The sequence below is a fragment of the Microbulbifer agarilyticus genome, from assembly GCF_001999945.1.
In the GTDB taxonomy this organism is placed as follows: Bacteria; Pseudomonadota; Gammaproteobacteria; order Pseudomonadales; family Cellvibrionaceae; genus Microbulbifer; species Microbulbifer agarilyticus_A.
In genome coordinates this window covers 1263173-1282439 of the sequence record NZ_CP019650.1, presented here as the reverse complement: position 1 = coordinate 1282439, position 19267 = coordinate 1263173, and the positions used below count along the sequence as shown (strand labels likewise).

Sequence of the window (19267 nt, the reverse complement as noted above, 5' to 3'; positions counted from 1 at the left end):
TCTGACTCCTCTATGCACAGTTCATTATTAGTGAGGGTAGAATCGTGGCGCTCGACCACAAATCCAGAATTTGACACTGTAGTCGCCACACGAAGCGGAAACAAGGTAAGCTCGGTCACACGAAATAGTGTACGGATAAAATCCTGCTAACAAGACGACTGTGCTAGTTTTTCAACAGATTCGGTCAAAAGTTCGAGCATCTCTATGAAACAAGTGACTGCGATACTTCTTTTCGCCAGCATACTCTGCGCCTGCGGACCGAAAGATACGCCAAGCGAGAAAACTGACGCCAACACACCACAGACGCTCGTCGACCAGAGCGCAACCGAATCCGCTGCCGAAGAAGAAAAACCCAGCCGACGCGCTACCGTCAACGAAGAAACATTTGAGCGCCTAAGTGCACAAATGATTGAGCGCATGTGGCAGCTATTCCCCACATGGGCAATCAGCAACGGCTACTACAAAGTCGCCAGTGAACTCCAGGTACCGGACAATCACTACCGCCGGGCGGTACTGAGCTTTGCGCGAGACTACCTGAACCAATTTTCCGGATTTGACCCGCAAACCCTGAGCGCCGGTGCGCGCACCGACCTTGCGCTGATCATCAATTTTCTCAACCAAACCATCTGGAAACTCACCGAATTCAAACCGCACGAGTGGAACCCCGCCGATTACAATGTTTCGCACGGTTTCGCGCTGATCCTGAATACCGATTACGCACCGCTGGACGAGCGTCTACGCACCTTTAGCGAACGCCTCACCAAGGTACCCGCCTATTACGCCGCTGCGGAAAAAACCCTGAAAAACCCCGCTGCACCCCAGTTGATACTGGCCATCCAGCAAAATGAGGGCGCCAAATCCGTATTCGGTGAATCCCTGGAAAGTCAGATCGAAGACAGTGGACTGTCCCCGCGCGAACAGGAGCAGTTTCTCAGCCGTTTGAAAGCTGCACGCAAGGCAATCGATGAATACGTCGTTTTCCTGCAAACAATGCACTCAAAAATGGCGAACGTCGAAAGCTTCCGAGATTTTCGTATTGGCGAAGAACAGTACGAACAAAAATTTGGCTACGACATTCAGATCAGCATGAGCGGCAAGTCGCTGTACGAACGTGCGCTGCGCGAGAAAGATCGCCTCCACCTGAAAATGGACGAGCTGGCAGACAAACTGTGGCCCAAGTATTTTCCCGATGAAAAACGCCCGACCGATATTCTGGAAAAAATCCACAAGGTGCTGGAAAAGCTTTCACTGAATCACGCCACCAAGGAAACCTTCAAGGCCGAGGTTGAAAAACAGATTCCTGAGCTTGTCGCCTTCGTCAAAGAAAAAGACCTGTTGTCGCTGGACGAAGAAAAGCCGCTGGTCGTTCGCACCACCCCGCCCTATATGCGCGGTTTCGCCATTGCCTCCATCAATGCACCAGGCCCCTACGACAAAGACGCCAATACCTACTACAACGTGATGCCGGTTGCGGAACTGGCGGACGACCGCGCCGAAAGCTTTCTGCGTGAGTACAACACCTACCTGATGCAGATCTTGAATATTCACGAGGCCATTCCCGGGCACTACACGCAGCTGGTATACGCCAACCAGTCCCCAAGCCTCATCAAGAATATTCTCGGCAACGGCGCGATGATTGAGGGCTGGGCGGTTTACACCGAGCGCATGATGCTGGAAGCCGGTTACGGCAACTTCGAGCCGGAACTCTGGATGATGTATTACAAATGGAACCTGCGCACCGTCATCAACACGCTTTTGGACTATTCCATTCAGGTGAAGGGCATGACGGAGCAAGAAGCCCTGGATATGATGATGAAACAGGGGTTCCAGCAAAAAACTGAAGCGCTGGGTAAATGGCGCCGCGCCACGCTCTCACAGGTGCAGCTCACCAGCTATTTTGCCGGCTACATGGACATCATGGAACTACGGGATGAAATCAAGGAAAAGATGGGCGACGCATTCGATTTGAAGCAGTTCCATGAGACCTTCCTGAGCTACGGCAATGCGCCGGTCCCGGTCATCCGCGAACTGATGCTGGCAAAGCTTGAGGAGAAACCGCTCGACGAACTGTAACGAGTAGCGGGCTACACACTGGCCGCATCAGGACCGCCAGGCATCTACCATCTGCGAAGTGTCCTGATAAATGCGAAAGCGCACGATACGCCCGCTTTCAATTTCAAGTATCTGGCAAGACCGTATATCAAAGTGCTGCGGGTGCCCTACGAAGTGGCCGCGCTCTCTGCACTCCACATAAGCGCCCTTCTCCGTCTCGGTATAAGAAAGCACCTCAAACGACTCGACTCGGTTGATATCACCGACGATGGAGAAAAAGCGCTTCACCTCATCGAGACCGCGGTAAACGCCAAAATGTGGTACCTCGTCGGAGCCCACCAACTCCCACTCGATGTTCGGATCCAGCAGAGCATAAATCCCGTCGATATCGCCGGCGAGAAACGCATCGTATAGCTGCTTGGCGACCGCACAATTCCCAGCCTGTCGCTGCATAAGAAAAGCTCCACAAAAATGGTTACAGGCTCAGATCTTCAAGCCCGCAATCCAATATATAGAAGCAACTGGGTACTAAATCAAAACCGGCAGGACACTGGCGAGCACACACCACAACACGACGATCAGTGGCGAGAGTCGCCAAACCGCCAGCAAACCGAAGCCTACCAATGCGATGGCGAGATCTTGGGTGTCTTCAATACCCGAGGTGAAAATGGGGTTATACAGCGCTGCGGCCAATAGACCGACCACCGCCGCATTCACGCCCGCGATAACGCGCGCGGCAACCGGACTGTGGGATACAGAGCTCCAGAACGGCAGCACACCAGCCACCAGCAGAAACCCGGGCAGAAACATAAAAACCAATGCCACTGCCGCGGTCAATAACGCCCCCGCACCGGTAGGGATCAGCGCCCCCAGGTAAGCAGAGAATGCAAACATTGGCCCCGGAATGGCCTGCGACGCGCCGTAGCCAGCCAAAAACTGATCTGGGCTCACCCACCCCTGCGTTACCACAGAATCCTCAAGCAGCGGCAATACCACGTGACCACCGCCAAACACCAGTGCACCCGCACGGTAAAACGCCTCGGCAACCGATAGCAGGCTCGGTGCTGCGCTTGCAAACAGCGGCAAACCAATCAACAGTACCAAGAACAGCAAGAGCAAAAGAAAACCGAGGCGCCTACTTAGTGGGGCTTGAAGAGGCTCTGCAGAATCAGAAGCTACCCCACCGCGCAACACTGAGGCACCCAAGATACCGCCAACTAGGATTACTACCAATTGCATCGTCGAAGAAGAAAACACCAGAAGTAGTGCGGCTGCCGCCACCGCAATGGACCGCCGTTTTGCATCAGGGCACAGGTTCTTCGACATGCCGAGCAACGCATCCGCAACCACCGCGCACGCCACTAGCTTTAGACCGTGGATAACAGCCTCTCCGATTGGCCCAGAAAAGAAAGAGGATACTGCAGCAAAAACGATTAGCAGAGCTACCGAGGGCAGTGTAAACGCAAGAAAAGCACACAATGCCCCCAACCATCCACCACGAATAAGTCCGATACAGAAGCCAAGCTGGCTACTTGCTGGCCCAGGCAAAAACTGGCTGATTGATAGGAGTTGTGCAAACTGATGTTCGCCAATCCAAGCACGATTTTCGACGAACTCGCGCCGAAAATAGCCCAGGTGGGCGATTGGCCCCCCGAAAGAGGTTAGGCCTAACTTCAGAAAAACAAAAAATATCTCTACGGGACTATGTCGATTGACTTCACTTACCGGCATCTTTCACATTACAAATGGGTTGTTCGGGTATCAGCTTCGCCACCCGAAGGGAAATGTAGGCAGAAGCCTAACACACCCTTTCAATCTTGCCCCTCAAGCCCCAGCTGGCTGCGCAATGTGAAAAAATCCCATACCACCCAACTTTCCGCGATCTTGCCATCCGCATGTCGGTCAATCTGTACACCAGTCCAACTGACCCCTTTACCTGTCGCTGGTACGCCAAGGTATTCACCTGAGTTGGTGCCATAAAATCGCCAGTGCGTAGCCACTCGATCCCCCTCAGCAATCTGAGTCAAGATTTCCACCTTGAGATCGGAGAATGCGCCATGCACTGTATTCACCACGCTAGCCCAGGTAGCCAAATCGATGGCCCCGGTTCCACCTGTCGCAAGAGGGGCTTGATGATTGACGTAATCCGGCGCAAAGATTGCGGTGTCCACTTTCGCATCAGCGGCCCACATTTCAACGGCACTCTTTGACAGTTGCTTATTCATTGCGTCACTTCCGTCTTCCGCAAAACTTACTGGACTGGTAAACAGAGTTAACAGGGCGACCAATAGCGGCGCCACACCAACAAGACAAAGCCTTCTCTCGGCGTGTAATGCCATTTTTAGAGCCTCTCAGGACGATTCGTCTAATCACCATAGCAGCTGAAGTCCCAGCGAGAAAAACGGCAGACTGTAGGCAGGGAGCAGTCTCAGACGTCAGTATGGCTCACGACGAGACACAATAAACGCCGATACAACTAGAAAGATTCCCGTGATCGCCAACAGTAGCCAGGTGCTTTCGAGGAAGTGGTACAAAAAGATCCAACTACCAATCAGCATCAGTACCGCCAAGACTTTACTTCTGCGCGAAATGGCTTTTTGTTGTTCCCAATTGATCAGGATACTTCCGAACGTCGGGTGCGCGTATAACCATTTGTGTAGCCGATCAGAACCGCGCGCAGCAAACCAAGCAGAAAGCAGCAGAAATGGTACGGTCGGAATACCAGGGAGGAAGACACCGATCACCGCGAGACCGATGAAAAAATAGGCCAATATCAGCGCAACAAGTTTTCGCATGCTCGAACCGGTACCAACTTACGAAATGTTATAGTTATGAACGATCATAAAACTTGTGTGCATTTTCATACAACACTTGGCCAGCCGCAGCTTCACCCAAAGCGTCACATATCAGAGCTATATCATTCTCACAGAAAGGCCGCGGGGCACGGGTTCCAGGAAGATCGCTACCAAACATCAAACTGGATGGATTCGCCGCATAGATAGGTGCAATCACCAGTCGAGGGTCGAAACCTAACCGGCCGAATCCTGTCGCTTTGATCTTCACGCCACGCTCAGCCAGCTTAATCATGAAAGGTAGAGAGGCCTTGTCCAACCCCAGATGATCAATAGCGACTGCGGGCAGCTGCAATAGCGTGTCATATAGAGAGGAGATATCACGGGGGCCCGCATATATCTCGATATGCCATTTCGCCAGATCATAAATCCTGGATGCAAAGTACCTCAGGTTATCCACCGTTTCAGAACCACCGCGCTTCAAATTAAACCGCACGCCCCGCACTCTAGAAGCGCTTAACGCAAGGATTTCCTCATCCCTCACAGAAGACAATAACTGGGTAACCCCGAAATACCCTTCACCAAGCCGCGCAAGTGAATCCAATAGGTAGCCTTGATCTTGCCGCTGAAAAGAGCCTGAAACCACCACCCCGCCCTTCAGCGCATAGGGTTTCATCACCCTGAGATAGTCCTTCACTGAAAAATAGTCAGGCACGAAGCCTGCGTTGCTATGCAACGGATAACCTTCAGGGATAATATGAAAGTGACTATCAAAGACATTCACGGAATGATGGAGCATAGATCAGGGGAAAGAATACTTAAATTTCAGTAAATTCAAGATCCTTTGGTAAATTCTCAAATTCGATTCGTGTTGAATGCATTTGTTCCAGCAACCAACCATTTTCCGTCTTTACCACAACCGCGCTTTCCAGCCAGGCGCGCTCCGTGGTTTTATCCCCACTTTTGAACACTGCCTTATTCCAATAATTGATCACCGCCATATCTGCCTTCACGTCTTTAGAGATCACACTGATGAAATTTCTGCGCTGGTACTCGGCCGGCTTTACTGCCTCAATCAGCTTTTGGATATCCCAGACCTCCCCGTGCTCCAGCAGGACAAAGCTAGGGGTTACCGCACTTTTCATCCCGTCGTGATCAAACGCGGATAACGCATCGAAAATCTCTTCCACAGGTGCAAATTCTTTGTCCATTTCCGCCATCACTGGCTGAGACAGAAATAAGAACATACCCAAAGCCACAATCGATTTTTTAATCAACATTAAGAACCCTTACTTCACTAGGTCAATTAGAAAATTAGAACTAGCCAGTCACTCAAGATAATGACGAGCGACCAGCTTCAGGTCCAACACCTGTCACTCATACCCATCGGCCTCGGCCAGTGGCAGCTTGCCACGTACGAAAATACCATTGCCGCGCCCGATCTCCCGGCCTTCTGCATCATATACAATGGATTCCGCGATAAACTGGGTCCGATTTCTATTCACAACCTTGCCTACCGCCCGCATACGCCCTGTTGCTACAGGCCGGGTTATATAAGTGGTAAAGGAGGTGGTCAACACAAACACCTCCTCTTCCAGAGAGTTGGCTGCAAAGAAAGCCGCATCGTCGAGCATTTTAAAATATACAGACCCATGCACCCCGCCACCCGAATGGTGATACTTCTTCGACAGCTCGATCTCGATGACCGCCTCGCCTTCTGATACCTCCATTATAGGCGCGAAGATCGTGTTTATCGGCGCTGCCACATACATGCTGACGAGCTTTTGGAAATGTGTTTTGCGACCCATTTATCAATCCACTATTAGAGTTCACTGACCGCCAGATCCACCGCTTTCGCAGCGTGAATCCTGGTTGTATCGTAGAGCGGTACGCTTGTATCTGATTGTTCAATCAGCAGCGCTATTTCCGTACACCCCAGTATCACGGCTTCAGCACCGCGCTCAGCCAGATGACGAACCACATCGAGATACTTTTCCCGAGATTCGTCATTGATGACGCCAAGGCAAAGCTCTGAGTAAATCACATCATGCACGATGTCGCGCTCGTCCGGTGTTGGAGTAATCACATTGATTCCATACTGCTCAATCAAGCGACCCTTGTAGAATTCCTGCTCCATGGTGAATCTTGTCCCAAGCAACCCTACCGACTTCACACCGTCCGCGAGCAACTGTTCAGCCGTGGCATCGGCAATATGCACCAGAGGTATAGATATGGCGGCCTCCACTTCCCCAGCCACCTTGTGCATAGTATTTGTGCAAATAAGCAGAAACTCCGCTCCAGCAGCCTCTACCGATCTGGCCGCATCCGCAAGAATTTTCGCAGTGTCATCCCAACGTCCCTGATGCTGTAGCTTCTCGATCTCATCGAAATCAACACTGTAAAGCGCAATTTTTGCTGAGTGCAGGCCTCCGAGACTTTCCTTCACTCCCTCATTGAGCGCTTTGTAATAGCTTGCGGTTGATTCCCAACTCATCCCGCCGAGCATACCGATGGTCTTCATACTCATCCTGTAGTTAGTGATCCTCGCCCACGACTTGCTTGACCTACATCAATTAGACGCCACGTACGATACGTATGATCGCGCCCTTCCAACAGAATAATGACGCTTACTGCTCATAAATAGAAGGAATCGATGTGATGAGCCAACAGATTACAAAACTCTACGACAAAGACGATCATATTTGTCTGTTCGTAACCGGTTTGGTGGATGGAGAAGCCATTCCGAGCAATCAACTGGTCATCATTGATCATGGCGAAGCCGCGCTATTTGATCCCGGTGGCGATCTCACCTACAGCGCGCTGTCATTCGAGCTGTCCAAGCTCATCAACTTGAAATCACTGCGCTACGTATGCGCCTCACACCAAGACCCCGACATCATTGCATCCCTACCCCGCTGGCTCATGCATACCAACTGCTGCGTTGTAACATCCAAGCTGTGGGCTCGGTTCCTGCCGCACCTGGTATCTGGTTTCGTGTCTGAACGTATGAATGCCTCTCTCGCCCACCGGATGATCGAACTGCCCGATGAAGGTGGTCGCATCGCATTGGGCGAAACAAGCTTTCAGGCGGTGCCCGCACATTTTCTGCACTCCGTAGGTAACTTCCACTTCTACGACCCGATTAGCAAAGCATTGTTTTCCGGCGATGTGGGTGCAGCCATTACCCCAGGACAGGATCACCTACCGGTAGATGACATGGCCACACATATCCCACGTATGGAAGGGTTCCACCGACGCTATATGGCGGGCAATCGTGCCTGCCGCGAGTGGGTGAACCGGATAAGATTAATGGATGTGGAAATGATATTGCCGCAGCACGGAAAACCCTTTATTGGCAAGAAAATGGTCGCCGAGTTTCTAGGCTGGTTCGAGAGACTGGAGTGTGGGGTGGACCTACTGCCCGGTAATTTCCATGTACGTTGACTCGATATCTTTATACAGATCGGAGACCCAAGACGGAGAATCCACGGGTGGGCTTAGCGTGTTCTGCGATGGGTCAGTTGGCGAAATAAGCACTGTCGTATTCGATTTTCCGGTAGCATGAACCAAGGAAAACAATTGCTCGATTGCTGGATCCCCCATTGCAAGGCAGCCTATTGAAGCTGCGCGGCCATGGATAAATATATTTGTGCCTGGGTAAGTTCGGCCTTCATTCTTGGCATGTACCAAGTCGAACGCGTTGGGATAGTTTAACTTCATGGAAAGGTGGTAAGCACTATTCGGGTTGAAACCGATAATTTCATAAATCCCTTCCGGTACCTGCTTATCCCCCTCACGTAACTTCGGCCCCAGTACGCCACTAGCCGCTTTAATGGGGTAGGAAGTAATCAGCTGGTAACTCGCACCGTTTGACGCCCAGACTTCCAATATATCTTTATCCTTGAAGGCAATAAGCGCGAGCTTTGACGGTGGGTAGCTTATGCCCTTTTCATTGAACAGTGGCTCCAGCTCTTGTCTCGATTGCTCACCGTAAAGATCAATAACCTCTGCTACCGTCTTCTTACCCGTGATCTTGGTCGTCGCCGGATGCCAGATTGTTCTGCCGTATTGATAGAATAGAAATGCAGCGACCGCCAACAAAAGAATAACAAATATCATCTTCTTCACTGGATCTCACCTAAGAAAATATCAAGTGGACGTAACAGAGAAACAATCTGTTTCAATCATCTCATAACGGGAACGGCACTGTCTTCGTTCGACTTATAGCGCACAAGCAGATACCACGTCACCAAGCCAGGAGCGACAATCGCCTGTAACGAAAAGAAAATCAGCGTGATCCAATCACTCGTATGAACCGCTTCCCCCTGTTGGATCAGCCACTGGTTACCGAGGGGCCCCGAAGAAAATATGATTGCCGTGACGAGATTCCAGCCGAGGTGCAAGCCAACCGGAGCAAACAGGGACTGGGTTTTCGCATAGGCAAATGCAAACATCCAACCGCCCATACCGGTTACCAGGAAGATATATATCATCAGTACAAGATGAGCGCCAAAGACCTCGTAACTGAACCAATGATAGACGCCAAAAGCAACAGAACTGAGCAGGCACGCCTTGATCAGACCGATATACCTGATCAGCAGGTAGAGAATAGCCCCGCGAAACACGAGTTCTTCAAACAGGACCGACCTAAGCACCCAAAAAGACCCATGGAAAAAATCCAGTACACTGTATTCTGGATTGATTTCATAGTTAATTTGCTTGAAGTGCGCCTGCCATGTGAAGTTGATAACCGCGATGATAGCCATAAACCCCATACCGAGCAGGAGTTCGTTGCAACGCTTCCACGTTGGAGTAATGCCCAGGACAGTGACCGGCTCACCCGATATGCGGCGCAAGAGTCCCCAAGACAAAATAAGCGCTACGATTACCCCAAGCATCACACTTTCTTTACGAACTTCGCAGTGACCATAATCTCCCCCACCCCGGCAAACTTACAATCAAGCTCGTGGTCCTTACTATCCACAATTCTCCGTATAACCGTCTTGGAGCCAATCTTTAGCCCCTGTGAACTCCCTTTCACCTTGAGATCTTTAATCAGCGTAATCTTGTCGCCAACCTGAAGTAGATTTCCATTCGAATCCCTGACAACAATCGTATCTTCCTCCGAAGATTCCGATGGGTTCCACTCGTAACCACACTCTGGGCAAACCAGATTCTCTTGGTCCTGGTAGGTATAGCTTGAGTTACATTTTGGGCATGCTGGATGTGACATTTTTCTCTAACATTCCTACTTTCGAAAATTTCACTAAAAGTAACGCCTTATTATCGCATTAACGAGCCGGGGTAAGTGTAGCCTCGAGGTATTCCATCGGTGAATCCACAACCAACCTTGCTCACCAACTTGTATCACTTGCGCAGGCCTAACACTAAATAGATAGTACCTGGCGCTATCCACCCTCCGTTTAGAGCCTCACTCTGAGGCCGGACACTGGACTGCGAGCGTCACTATATATTGGGATATCTTTAATAGAGTCCACAGCTATACATTAAGCGAATAGCTTAAAAAATCATCTAAGACCCGCTGATAACCCAGCTTTTCATAGAGCTTTTGCCCTGGATGATTATCCACAGCTGTAAGCAAATCGATACGTTTTGCACCATTCTCTATGGCATATTCCTTTGCTTTATTCATCAAAGAAGCAGCAACCCCCGAACCTCTAGCAGACTCATCCACATAGAGATCGTACAAAATAAATATTTTTGCCACATCAACAGAACAAAATGATGGATACATTTGGGTAAACCCAACCAACTCACCATCATTCTCCGCAATAAAGATAGTGGAATCTGAATTTTTAATTCGATCAGACATGAAGCTCTTAGCTGCGTCAAAATCTGCCGGGTAATCATAGAACTGTCGGTATAGATTGAACAATCTAGATAGTTCATCCAGATGTCTTTTATCTGCTTTCAGGACATTCATTATGAGATTTAGCCCCTTATCTAAAATAGTTAGAGCATCTAAAGAAATCCAATCAAGTAGAAATATTACTCTAATTGCTATTAATAGTTACTCGTATGACTCGAATAGGGACAAATCCATCCCTTCCATTTTGCACACAGATTTAATTGTTTTATTAGCGGCTAGATGCTTTAGATATGCGCCCAAGTTAGAAAATGTCAAAGGCGACTTTTCAATTAGCAAACTCCACTCAGCCAACATAAACAAAAAATAATCACAAGCAGTAATTTTATCACCAATAAGATATTTACCTTTAGAAAGCTGCTCGTCAATAATTCTTAAAGAATCTGCGATGCGCTCATCCTGCGCCGCGACTACATTCGGAATTGTCTTTTCATCATTCGTGTGTCTATGTGGATAGTAACGCACCATCAGCTCGGCTTGGAGAGTGTTATTCAGGTATGCCAACCACTGAAAAAACGATGCACGCTCGGGTGTACCCAATTCAGGGATAAGCTGATGGCCTGGATGCTGCTCACACAGATGTATACAGATAGCCGGGCTTTCAAAAATTGCGTGCCCGTCATCTACCAAGGTAGGAATGCGACCCGCAGGATTTAACTTTAAGTAATCAGAAGATTTTTGCGAGTTAGAGCTTTTATCAACCAATATTAATTCATAATCCAGCCCCATGTGATGCAACAAAAAGTGGGGAGCCAAACTCGCGTTATTTGGATAGTAGTAAAGTTGGTACAAACTCGAACCCTTCCTTTAGGTCATTAAATAATAATTACACTCACAGCGCCGACGAGTTAATTGTCCGTGCCCCACCAATATGAGGTCATAGCGGCTGAGAGAAAGATACACATAGTATGAAATCTACCTACAGCGCTATATTACCCCTAATTCTGGGGAGTTACGTGAATCTCGAATGAAACCCCATCGGATGCTACAAACTTTATACCCACAGCTTCGTGAAATTCTGTAAGTAAAACGGGGGTAGCCACGAGTACAAACCCGCTAGACTCATTAAACTCATATACTTTCGTCTTCAACCGGATTTGACCTTCCGGTGTTTGCACCGCACTTAGGTCGATTTTTAGCTTACTTTCTATACGCAACTCACTTTCAGCACCTTCCTCACTCAGAAGCTGAATAGACGCCAACTGTTCATTATTTGCGCTCGCATCTACTTTCAGCATAATTGGAGACGCAGTGGAGAAAGATGTGTACAGAAGCAACGCTCCTACAATTGCCAACATTCCACCAAAATATTGTTGGGCTCGCTTTACAACCGAAGACTTTTCGGTTTCTTTTACGAGAATGTCTGCGGGGGTAAGCGAAAATGCAGAAGAAATTGATTTGACAGACTCTTGAGATGCATTAGCACTCTTTTCGATTCGCTGTATAGTCCGCAGGCTTATCGATGCCACTTCGGCCAGTTGCTGCTGACTCCAAGCACGCTCTTTTCGTAGGCTGATTATCTTTTTTGTATTTACTTGCACTTCCATTTCTCTGTCCTCTGAAAATTGAACTGATATTTTCAGCGGATCAGCCTTAACTAGTTACGTCGTTCTTACGACATTAGTACGAAAGTCATACGACAGGCAAGCTATCCCAAGGAGGGCCGGAGGCTTGGTGTTAATGGCCCGGCCTTATTATGAATGTGACAGCACGGTTCCCACAGCAGCAATGTGGACTGTGGTCAAAAAAATAGAATCGAATGCGTGGCCATTTTCGAATACGCCCAAATTAGCGATCAATTCGAACGAAAATACAATGGATCTACCTTCTCTAATATTCCATTATCTACACTCGAAACTGGAACTACCCAACGGCTATAGATAATACCAGCCAACGAAACAAGCTGTGCCTGCAAAGCAATCAATATGATTTCAAGGCATACGGCTTCAACAAGTAGCCCTAAGAAACGAACCACAGGGTTCAGGGAAGGGAGTAAGTCCCCTATAACTGCCAAGAAAGCTGGGAGACTTTTCGGTGAAAGAGAAGCGACCTCAAGAGGCGCACATCTTTTTTGACGTCACGCTGGAACGCCTTGTCACGTGTCTAGCTTAAGTCCAAGCCAACCACATACAATGAATACAGAAACAGCGACAAATAATACGGAAAAAGCGCAGTTTATTAACCAGACCGCACTCCAAATGCGCCCATGAAAACTGAACCGCGTTCTAATACTATGGCTTAGCAACGCTAACGAGGATGGGACAATTAGTACAGCCGACAGAAAAAGAATTGGTACTATCAAAAATAACCCGAACCCTATACCCGCTGCAGCTGAAGCGCCCATTTCCGGCTCCACCAGGGAGAGAAAATAAGCAATTATTGCCCCTGCTAACACAGCTAACACAGCTAAAACTAGTCCAGAAATTTGTATAGTTTTCACTGAATTGTCATGTACCGAACGACTGGTTCAGCCGCGCTGAGATAGCGCGGTTGAACTTGTTCAAAATGGCTGCAGGCTATGAACATAACGACGCCAAGTTTTCGGCGTCAAGCTGCAGCCACTTGCTATACGCTGTGACCTACTGAGGTACAACTTTTGTAGCGCACGGGCCTTTCTGGCCTTGCCCAACAACGTATTCGACTTTTTGACCATCTTCTAGGCTCGCATAACCACCACCGGCCTGAATCTCTGAATGGTGGACAAAAAGGTCTTTGCTTCCATCTTCTGGAGTGATGAAGCCATAGCCTTTTTCAGAATCAAACCACTTTACGGTTCCTGTACTCATAATATTCACAAATTTCATTGGTGAGACATAAATCCCTGATTCCACTATCACCATCATGGAATCAGGCGTTGAATTCAAAAATACACCTAACGCCGTTGCCACACCTTGTTATGCATTCGTGGCACTGAGTAGGATATAGAACAATGTATCTACAGTAATCACGACCAACAACACTAGTAGCCCATATTGTGCAGACTGCCTCCAAGAGAGCTCAAACTGCAGCCGCAACATAAGCATCGGTACGATAAAGTACAAAGCAACAAGTGCAATAAGAAACTGCTGGTCAATACCAGCTATCCCAGTACCTATTGTCGCTAGAAATATCAGTAGAGCCGGAACAAGGACGAATGTTATTGATGTGAAGCTGTCTAGACCGCGATCCTTACCTCGTTCAAAGTATTTCAACAGGCCAAAAACTATACCACTAGCCAGCAATGCTTGAATCATTATTTTCCTCGATTTTTGATTTTATTGCATAACAGTTTTATTCATGAGCCATGGTCTATTGTCGTCAGGGGCTTCTGTTCATAGGAAGCAAAAACGACCAGCGATGAAAAACCTGCCATAAATCAACGAGTTAGCCTACTTCAATCCGGGAACACAAGCCATAGGCTGCCGAACACGGAGAATCGCCGAAACCGTGTAGAACAAGTGCGCATAGTAACGCTTTCTGCAGGTATAAAAAAAGCCACCCGAAGGTGGCTTTTTTGTCAGAAAGAACCGTGCCGATTACCAGCCGGTCACTTCCTTCAGTGCGTCGCCAATTTGCGCCAGGGAGCGCACGGTTTTAACACCGGCGTCTTCCAGAGCAGCAAATTTCTCGTCCGCGGTACCTTTACCACCGGAGATGATCGCACCGGCGTGGCCCATGCGCTTCCCGGGAGGAGCGGTTACACCAGCGATGTAGGAAACGACCGGCTTGGTGACGTTTTCCTTGATGTACGCAGCCGCTTCTTCTTCAGCGGAACCGCCGATCTCACCGATCATAACGATCGCTTCGGTCTGCGGGTCGTTCTGGAACATTTCCAGAATATCGATGAAGTTGGAACCCGGGATGGGGTCACCACCGATACCGACACAGGTAGACTGGCCAAAACCGTGGTCAGTAGTCTGCTTAACGGCTTCATAAGTCAGAGTACCGGAGCGGGATACGATGCCCACTTTGCCTGGCTTGTGAATGTGACCAGGCATGATGCCGATCTTACATTCACCCGGAGTGATAACACCCGGGCAGTTCGGGCCGATCAGGCGTACGCCCAGCTCGTCACACTTAACCTTGGCCTGCAGCATATCCATAGTAGGAATGCCTTCAGTGATGCACACGATCAGCTTAATGCCGCCGTTCGCCGCTTCCAGGATGGAATCCTTACAGAAAGGCGCAGGTACATAGATTACAGATGCTTCCGCACCGGTTGCTTCTACGGCTTCTTTTACGGTATTGAATACCGGCAGGCCCAGGTGAGTCTGGCCGCCTTTGCCCGGGGTTACACCGCCGACCATTTTTGTGCCGTACTCGATCGCTTGCTCGGAGTGGAAAGTACCCTGGGAGCCGGTGAAGCCCTGACAGATTACTTTAGTGTCTTTGTTAATCAGTACTGACATGATTATTTACCCTCCGCAGCTTTAACCACTTGCTGTGCAGCATCGGTCAGGCTGGTTGCAGCGATGATGTTCAGGCCGCTGTCGCTCAGGACCTTGGCACCCAGCTCAGCGTTGTTACCTTCCAGGCGAACAACTACGGGTACTTCAACGCCCACTTCTTTCACTGCACCGATCACGCCTTCGGCGATCATGTCACAGCGTACGATACCGCCGAAGATGTTGATCAGAACGGCTTTTACGTTGTCGTCAGACAGGATGATTTTGAACGCTTCAACAACGCGCTCTTTGGTCGCACCGCCACCAACGTCCAGGAAGTTGGCCGGGCTACCGCCGTGCAGATTCACGATGTCCATGGTACCCATGGCCAGACCAGCACCGTTTACCATGCAGCCGATGTTGCCATCCAATGCTACGTAGTTCAGGTCCCACTTGGCTGCGTGTGCTTCGCGCTCGTCTTCCTGAGACGGGTCGTGCATTTCACGCAGGTCCGGGTGACGGTACAGAGCGTTACTATCGATAACGATCTTGGCGTCCAGGCAGTGCAGGTTCTTCTCTGGAGTGATTACCAGCGGGTTGATTTCCAGCAGGGCCAGATCTTTCTCTTCAAACATTTTCGCCAGACCCAGGAAGATCTTGGTGAACTGCTTGATCTGATCGCCTTCGAGGCCCAGTTTGAACGCCAGCTCACGGCCCTGGTAAGGCTGTGCGCCTACCAGCGGGTCGATGATGGCTTTCAGGATTTTTTCCGGAGTCTCTTCCGCAACTTTCTCGATCTCAACACCACCTTCGGTGGAGGCCATGAAAACGATGCGACGGGTAGCACGGTCCAACACCGCGCCCAGGTACAGTTCCTGGTCGATATCGGTGCAGCTTTCCACGAGGATGCGGGAAACCGGCTGGCCGTTTTCGTCTGTCTGATAAGTTACCAGGTTGTTACCCAGCCACTTTTTGGCGAATTCTTCAATTTCCGCTTTGGAGTCTACCAGCTTCACACCGCCCGCTTTACCGCGGCCGCCAGCGTGTACCTGGGCTTTAACAACCCACTTGTCGCCGCCGATTTCATCTGCTGCCGCTGCTGCCGCTGCCGGGGTTTCCGCTGCAATGCCTTTGGAAACCGGCAATCCGTATGCTGCAAACAGTTGTTTGCCCTGATACTCATGCAAGTTCATAGTCAATACCAATTCACATTTGAAATGTGTTTACCAATTGCAGATTTCTCTGCGCGTTTAAACAAGGTTCGGGCGCTGTTGAATTGCAAAACCAGAACCCTGAAATGAATCCGGGGCGGAAGACACTTCCGCCCCGGTTTATCGGGTCGCTTACTTACGCTTTTTACGGTTGGCGATGTGGATCGCATGGCCGTTCGCAGCAAGTGCAGCTTCTTTCACCGCTTCAGACAGAGTCGGGTGACCGAATACGGTCATGCCGATGTCTTCTGCGCTGGAGCCGAATTCCATGGCGATCGCTACTTGCTGAACCAGATCAGCAGCAGACGGGCCAACGATGTGTGCACCCAGTACGCGGTCAGTTTCCGCGTGCGCAATGATTTTCACCATGCCGTAGGTATCGTTGGCGGCCATAGCGCGGCCGGAAGCAGCGAACGGGAATACGCCCACATTGTAGGGCTCGCCGTCAGCTTTCACCTGTTCTTCGGTGCGGCCAACCGCAGCAATTTCCGGGTGGGTGTAGATAACGTTCGGGATCACGTCGTAGTTCATCATCGGCTTCTGACCGGCGATGCGCTCGGCAACCACCACGCCTTCTTCAGACGCTTTGTGCGCCAGCATCGGGCCGCGTACTACGTCACCGATGGCCCATACGCCCGGTGCAGAAGTCATGCACAGGTCGTTTACGTAGATGAAGCCACGCTCGTCCAGTTTTACGCCAGCGTCTTCAGACAGCAGACCTTCGGTGTACGGACGACGGCCCACACATACAATCAGCTTGTCGAAGGTTTCCTGGTGCTCTTTGCCATCTTTGTCCTGATAGGTAACGACAACTTCTTTACCTTTCACTTCGCTGCCGGTTACACGGCAGGACAGACGGATGTCGAGACCTTGCTTCTTGAAGATTTTCTGGGATTCTTTGGCAATCTGCTGATCCATAATGGCAAGGAAGCTATCCAGGGCTTCCAGAACCACTACGTCGGAACCCAGACGGTTCCATACAGAGCCCAGTTCCAGGCCGATTACACCGGCACCGATCACACCCAGACGCTTGGGTACTTGGGTGAATTCCAGTGCACCGGTGGAATCAACGATGATTTTGTTGTCCACAGGCGCCGGCGGGATGTTCACCGGAACAGAACCGGAAGCCAGAATGATGTTTTCTGCTTCGTAGGTAGTGCTCTTGCCGTTGTGGTCAGTTACTTCAACTTTCTTGCCTGCGAGCAGCTTGCCGGTACCTTCAATAGAGGTCACCTTGTTGGCCATAAACAGGCCGGCTACACCACCGGTAAGCTTCTTAACGATGTCGTCCTTACGGCCGATCATTTTCTTAACGTCAATCTTGACCTTGGCATCGATACCGTGGACTTCGAAATCGTCTTTGGCTTCGTGGTACTTCCAGGAGCTGTCCAGCAGCGCCTTGGAAGGAATACAACCAACGTTCAGGCAGGTACCGCCATTAACGGTCTTGCCATCTTTGTTTACCCATTTTTCAACACAGGCAGTTTTCAGACCCAGCTGCGCTGCGCGAATAGCAGCAACATAACCACCGGGGCCAGAGCCGATTACGATTACGTCAAATTTTTCTGACATGGTCTGTTCCAAATTTGAGTGGATTCAACGAATGCGGATTTGTCACCGCATGCCCGGGCTTCTTCCCGGATTTCCCTGAGACGGTCTTGTTGCCGTTGATGCCAGCTCGAACGGCTGGCTCATTTTGCGGGCGACCTCTTAAGGGCCGCCCTTTCTCCAAATCTAACCTGCTTATACTTCCAGCAGGATACGCGCCGGATCTTCGATCATTTCTTTGATCGCAACCAAGAAGCCAACCGCTTCCTTGCCGTCGATCAGGCGGTGATCGTAAGACAGCGCCAGGTACATCATTGGCAGGATTTCTACCTTGCCGTTGACCGCCATCGGGCGCTCCTGAATTTTGTGCATACCGAGGATGGCGGTTTGCGGCGGGTTCAGGATCGGAGTAGACAGCAGGGAACCGAACACACCACCATTGGTGATGGTGAAGGTGCCACCGGTCATCTCGTCAATAGACAGCTTGCCATCACGGGCACGTAGGCCCAGGTCACGGATATTGTTCTCCAGATCCGCCAGGCCCATGTTTTCTGCGTTACGCAGAATAGGTACTACCAGGCCTTTCGGGGAGGAAACCGCAACACCAATGTCTTGGTAACCGTGGTATACGATGTCGTTACCATCGATGGACGCGTTCACCGCAGAGTAACGCTTCAGCGCTTCTACTGCCGCTTTAACAAAGAAGCCCATGAAGCCCAGGCGGGTGCCATTGTGGGTCTTCTCGAACAGGTCCTTGTAGTTTTTACGCAGATCCATGACTGGCTTCATGTTCACTTCGTTGAAAGTAGTGAGCATGGCAGTGGACTGGGATGCGTCGAGCAGACGCTCGGCGATACGCTTACGCATACGAGTCATCGGAACACGCTTCTCAACGCGCTCACCCGCAGCAACTTCCACTTGCGCGGCAGCAGCCGGTGCGGCAGCAGCCGGCGCAGTGCCCGCTTTCATCACGTCTTCTTTCAGTACGCGACCGCCTTTGCCGGTGCCTTCAACGCCAGCCAGGTCAACGCCTTTTTCCGCAGCCATTTTCTTGGCAGACGGCATAGCAATTTTTTCGCCGGCGGCGGCAGGTGCCGCAGCAGCCGGAGCTTCAGCTGCCGCAGGTGCAGCTTCGGCAGAGGCGCCAGCGCCTTCTTCGAACTTGGCAATTACTTCATTGGAGAGAACGGTATCGCCCTCACCTTTGATAATTTCACTAATGGCGCCGTCAGCCGGTGCAACTACTTCCAGCACAACTTTGTCGGTTTCGATATCCACGATCAGTTCATCGCGGGACACAGCTTCACCCGGTTGTTTGTGCCAGGTGGCAACGGTGCCGTCCTGAACAGATTCCGGGAATGTTGGCGCTTTAATCTCGATGGTCATTGTTCCTGTTTCCTGAGATTTTCGGGG

The 19267-nt window shown here is 50.2% G+C and carries 22 protein-coding genes; 2 read left to right on the top strand and 20 right to left on the bottom strand.

What is annotated here, in order from left to right:
* The first annotated feature begins 204 nt into the window (after window positions 1–204).
* The gene (locus Mag101_RS05185) at window positions 205–2073 is read left to right on the top strand and encodes a DUF885 domain-containing protein (protein ID WP_077401772.1); all 1869 of its coding nucleotides are present in this window, start codon (window positions 205–207) and stop codon (window positions 2071–2073) included.
* Window positions 2074–2100: 27 nt separating this feature from the next.
* On the opposite strand, the gene Mag101_RS05180 is transcribed toward Mag101_RS05185, so the two are convergent.
* The 8 genes from Mag101_RS05180 to Mag101_RS05145 all read right to left on the bottom strand — a co-directional run bounded on the left by Mag101_RS05180 (window position 2101) and on the right by Mag101_RS05145 (window position 7365).
* Window positions 2101–2505, bottom strand: a complete 405-nt coding sequence (locus Mag101_RS05180) for a nuclear transport factor 2 family protein (RefSeq protein WP_077401768.1) — start codon at window positions 2503–2505, stop codon at window positions 2101–2103.
* Between the two features lie 75 nt (window positions 2506–2580).
* Window positions 2581–3783 carry a chromate efflux transporter gene (chrA, locus tag Mag101_RS05175; RefSeq protein ID WP_077401765.1) on the bottom strand — a complete coding sequence of 401 codons (1203 nt, stop codon included), beginning with the start codon at window positions 3781–3783 and terminating at the stop codon, window positions 2581–2583.
* An 80-nt stretch (window positions 3784–3863) separates the two neighbouring features.
* Window positions 3864–4277, bottom strand: a complete 414-nt coding sequence (locus tag Mag101_RS05170; protein WP_198040096.1) for an ester cyclase — start codon at window positions 4275–4277, stop codon at window positions 3864–3866.
* A 210-nt stretch (window positions 4278–4487) separates the two neighbouring features.
* The gene (locus tag Mag101_RS05165) at window positions 4488–4847 is read right to left on the bottom strand and encodes a YbaN family protein (RefSeq protein ID WP_077401759.1); all 360 of its coding nucleotides are present in this window, start codon (window positions 4845–4847) and stop codon (window positions 4488–4490) included.
* A gap of 34 nt (window positions 4848–4881) precedes the next feature.
* Window positions 4882–5628 carry an amidohydrolase family protein gene (locus Mag101_RS05160; protein WP_232325141.1) on the bottom strand — a complete coding sequence of 249 codons (747 nt, stop codon included), beginning with the start codon at window positions 5626–5628 and terminating at the stop codon, window positions 4882–4884.
* Window positions 5629–5662: 34 nt separating this feature from the next.
* Window positions 5663–6124, bottom strand: a complete 462-nt coding sequence (locus tag Mag101_RS05155; RefSeq protein WP_157520182.1) for a nuclear transport factor 2 family protein — start codon at window positions 6122–6124, stop codon at window positions 5663–5665.
* A 93-nt stretch (window positions 6125–6217) separates the two neighbouring features.
* Window positions 6218–6652 carry a PaaI family thioesterase gene (locus tag Mag101_RS05150; RefSeq protein WP_077401753.1) on the bottom strand — a complete coding sequence of 145 codons (435 nt, stop codon included), beginning with the start codon at window positions 6650–6652 and terminating at the stop codon, window positions 6218–6220.
* A 14-nt stretch (window positions 6653–6666) separates the two neighbouring features.
* Window positions 6667–7365 carry an aspartate/glutamate racemase family protein gene (locus Mag101_RS05145; protein ID WP_077401750.1) on the bottom strand — a complete coding sequence of 233 codons (699 nt, stop codon included), beginning with the start codon at window positions 7363–7365 and terminating at the stop codon, window positions 6667–6669.
* Between the two features lie 137 nt (window positions 7366–7502).
* On the opposite strand from Mag101_RS05145, the gene Mag101_RS05140 reads away from it, so the two are divergent.
* Complete coding sequence (locus Mag101_RS05140; protein WP_077401747.1) at window positions 7503–8288, top strand: MBL fold metallo-hydrolase; 786 nt, start codon at window positions 7503–7505, stop codon at window positions 8286–8288.
* Here Mag101_RS05140 and Mag101_RS05135 read toward each other — a convergent pair.
* The 12 genes from Mag101_RS05135 to odhB all read right to left on the bottom strand — a co-directional run bounded on the left by Mag101_RS05135 (window position 8259) and on the right by odhB (window position 19240).
* Window positions 8259–8963 (bottom strand): L,D-transpeptidase family protein, encoded by a 705-nt coding sequence (locus Mag101_RS05135; protein WP_077408062.1) that lies wholly within the window; start codon window positions 8961–8963, stop codon window positions 8259–8261. The genes Mag101_RS05140 and Mag101_RS05135 overlap by 30 nt on opposite strands.
* A gap of 65 nt (window positions 8964–9028) precedes the next feature.
* Entirely contained in the window at window positions 9029–9742 is a 714-nt protein-coding gene (locus Mag101_RS05130; protein WP_077401744.1) for a CPBP family intramembrane glutamic endopeptidase, read from the bottom strand.
* Window positions 9742–10077 carry a zinc ribbon domain-containing protein YjdM gene (locus Mag101_RS05125; RefSeq protein ID WP_077401740.1) on the bottom strand — a complete coding sequence of 112 codons (336 nt, stop codon included), beginning with the start codon at window positions 10075–10077 and terminating at the stop codon, window positions 9742–9744. The genes Mag101_RS05130 and Mag101_RS05125 overlap by 1 nt, the downstream gene beginning before the upstream one ends.
* Window positions 10078–10344: 267 nt before the next feature.
* A complete protein-coding gene (locus Mag101_RS05120) occupies window positions 10345–10788 on the bottom strand; it encodes a GNAT family N-acetyltransferase (RefSeq protein WP_077401737.1) in 444 nt (147 codons plus the stop codon).
* 87 nt (window positions 10789–10875) lie between these two features.
* Window positions 10876–11523, bottom strand: coding sequence for a glutathione S-transferase family protein (locus tag Mag101_RS05115; RefSeq protein WP_077401734.1), 648 nt, complete (start codon window positions 11521–11523; stop codon window positions 10876–10878).
* A 146-nt stretch (window positions 11524–11669) separates the two neighbouring features.
* On the bottom strand, window positions 11670–12278 hold the full coding sequence (locus tag Mag101_RS05110) for a helix-turn-helix transcriptional regulator (protein ID WP_077401731.1): 609 nt from the start codon (window positions 12276–12278) through the stop codon (window positions 11670–11672).
* Between the two features lie 1032 nt (window positions 12279–13310).
* Complete coding sequence (locus tag Mag101_RS05105) at window positions 13311–13517, bottom strand: cold-shock protein (protein ID WP_077408060.1); 207 nt, start codon at window positions 13515–13517, stop codon at window positions 13311–13313.
* A gap of 108 nt (window positions 13518–13625) precedes the next feature.
* Window positions 13626–13964 (bottom strand): hypothetical protein, encoded by a 339-nt coding sequence (locus Mag101_RS05100; RefSeq protein ID WP_077401728.1) that lies wholly within the window; start codon window positions 13962–13964, stop codon window positions 13626–13628.
* A gap of 282 nt (window positions 13965–14246) precedes the next feature.
* Window positions 14247–15119, bottom strand: coding sequence for a succinate--CoA ligase subunit alpha (gene sucD, locus Mag101_RS05095; RefSeq protein WP_010131883.1), 873 nt, complete (start codon window positions 15117–15119; stop codon window positions 14247–14249).
* 2 nt (window positions 15120–15121) lie between these two features.
* Window positions 15122–16288: an ADP-forming succinate--CoA ligase subunit beta gene (sucC, locus tag Mag101_RS05090; RefSeq protein ID WP_077401725.1), complete on the bottom strand. Its 1167-nt coding sequence runs from the start codon at window positions 16286–16288 to the stop codon at window positions 15122–15124.
* A gap of 150 nt (window positions 16289–16438) precedes the next feature.
* Window positions 16439–17878 carry a dihydrolipoyl dehydrogenase gene (lpdA, locus tag Mag101_RS05085; RefSeq protein WP_077401722.1) on the bottom strand — a complete coding sequence of 480 codons (1440 nt, stop codon included), beginning with the start codon at window positions 17876–17878 and terminating at the stop codon, window positions 16439–16441.
* 171 nt (window positions 17879–18049) lie between these two features.
* On the bottom strand, window positions 18050–19240 hold the full coding sequence (gene odhB, locus Mag101_RS05080; protein ID WP_077401719.1) for a 2-oxoglutarate dehydrogenase complex dihydrolipoyllysine-residue succinyltransferase: 1191 nt from the start codon (window positions 19238–19240) through the stop codon (window positions 18050–18052).
* Window positions 19241–19267: the final 27 nt, after the last annotated feature.

Coding starts and splice junctions, on each gene's coding strand:
- Mag101_RS05135 (WP_077408062.1), bottom strand. CDS start 8,963: ATGATATTTGTTATTCTTTTGTTGGCGGTCGCTGCATTTCTATTCTAT.
- sucD (WP_010131883.1), bottom strand. CDS start 15,119: ATGTCAGTACTGATTAACAAAGACACTAAAGTAATCTGTCAGGGCTTC.
- Mag101_RS05125 (WP_077401740.1), bottom strand. CDS start 10,077: ATGTCACATCCAGCATGCCCAAAATGTAACTCAAGCTATACCTACCAG.
- Mag101_RS05180 (WP_077401768.1), bottom strand. CDS start 2,505: ATGCAGCGACAGGCTGGGAATTGTGCGGTCGCCAAGCAGCTATACGAT.
- Mag101_RS05150 (WP_077401753.1), bottom strand. CDS start 6,652: ATGGGTCGCAAAACACATTTCCAAAAGCTCGTCAGCATGTATGTGGCA.
- Mag101_RS05185 (WP_077401772.1), top strand. CDS start 205: ATGAAACAAGTGACTGCGATACTTCTTTTCGCCAGCATACTCTGCGCC.
- lpdA (WP_077401722.1), bottom strand. CDS start 17,878: ATGTCAGAAAAATTTGACGTAATCGTAATCGGCTCTGGCCCCGGTGGT.
- Mag101_RS05105 (WP_077408060.1), bottom strand. CDS start 13,517: ATGAGTACAGGAACCGTAAAGTGGTTTGATTCTGAAAAAGGCTATGGC.
- odhB (WP_077401719.1), bottom strand. CDS start 19,240: ATGACCATCGAGATTAAAGCGCCAACATTCCCGGAATCTGTTCAGGAC.
- Mag101_RS05110 (WP_077401731.1), bottom strand. CDS start 12,278: ATGGAAGTGCAAGTAAATACAAAAAAGATAATCAGCCTACGAAAAGAG.
- Mag101_RS05165 (WP_077401759.1), bottom strand. CDS start 4,847: ATGCGAAAACTTGTTGCGCTGATATTGGCCTATTTTTTCATCGGTCTC.
- Mag101_RS05155 (WP_157520182.1), bottom strand. CDS start 6,124: ATGTTGATTAAAAAATCGATTGTGGCTTTGGGTATGTTCTTATTTCTG.
- Mag101_RS05145 (WP_077401750.1), bottom strand. CDS start 7,365: ATGAAGACCATCGGTATGCTCGGCGGGATGAGTTGGGAATCAACCGCA.
- Mag101_RS05140 (WP_077401747.1), top strand. CDS start 7,503: ATGAGCCAACAGATTACAAAACTCTACGACAAAGACGATCATATTTGT.
- Mag101_RS05120 (WP_077401737.1), bottom strand. CDS start 10,788: ATGAATGTCCTGAAAGCAGATAAAAGACATCTGGATGAACTATCTAGA.
- Mag101_RS05100 (WP_077401728.1), bottom strand. CDS start 13,964: ATGATTCAAGCATTGCTGGCTAGTGGTATAGTTTTTGGCCTGTTGAAA.
- Mag101_RS05170 (WP_198040096.1), bottom strand. CDS start 4,277: ATGAATAAGCAACTGTCAAAGAGTGCCGTTGAAATGTGGGCCGCTGAT.
- sucC (WP_077401725.1), bottom strand. CDS start 16,288: ATGAACTTGCATGAGTATCAGGGCAAACAACTGTTTGCAGCATACGGA.
- Mag101_RS05130 (WP_077401744.1), bottom strand. CDS start 9,742: ATGCTTGGGGTAATCGTAGCGCTTATTTTGTCTTGGGGACTCTTGCGC.
- chrA (WP_077401765.1), bottom strand. CDS start 3,783: ATGCCGGTAAGTGAAGTCAATCGACATAGTCCCGTAGAGATATTTTTT.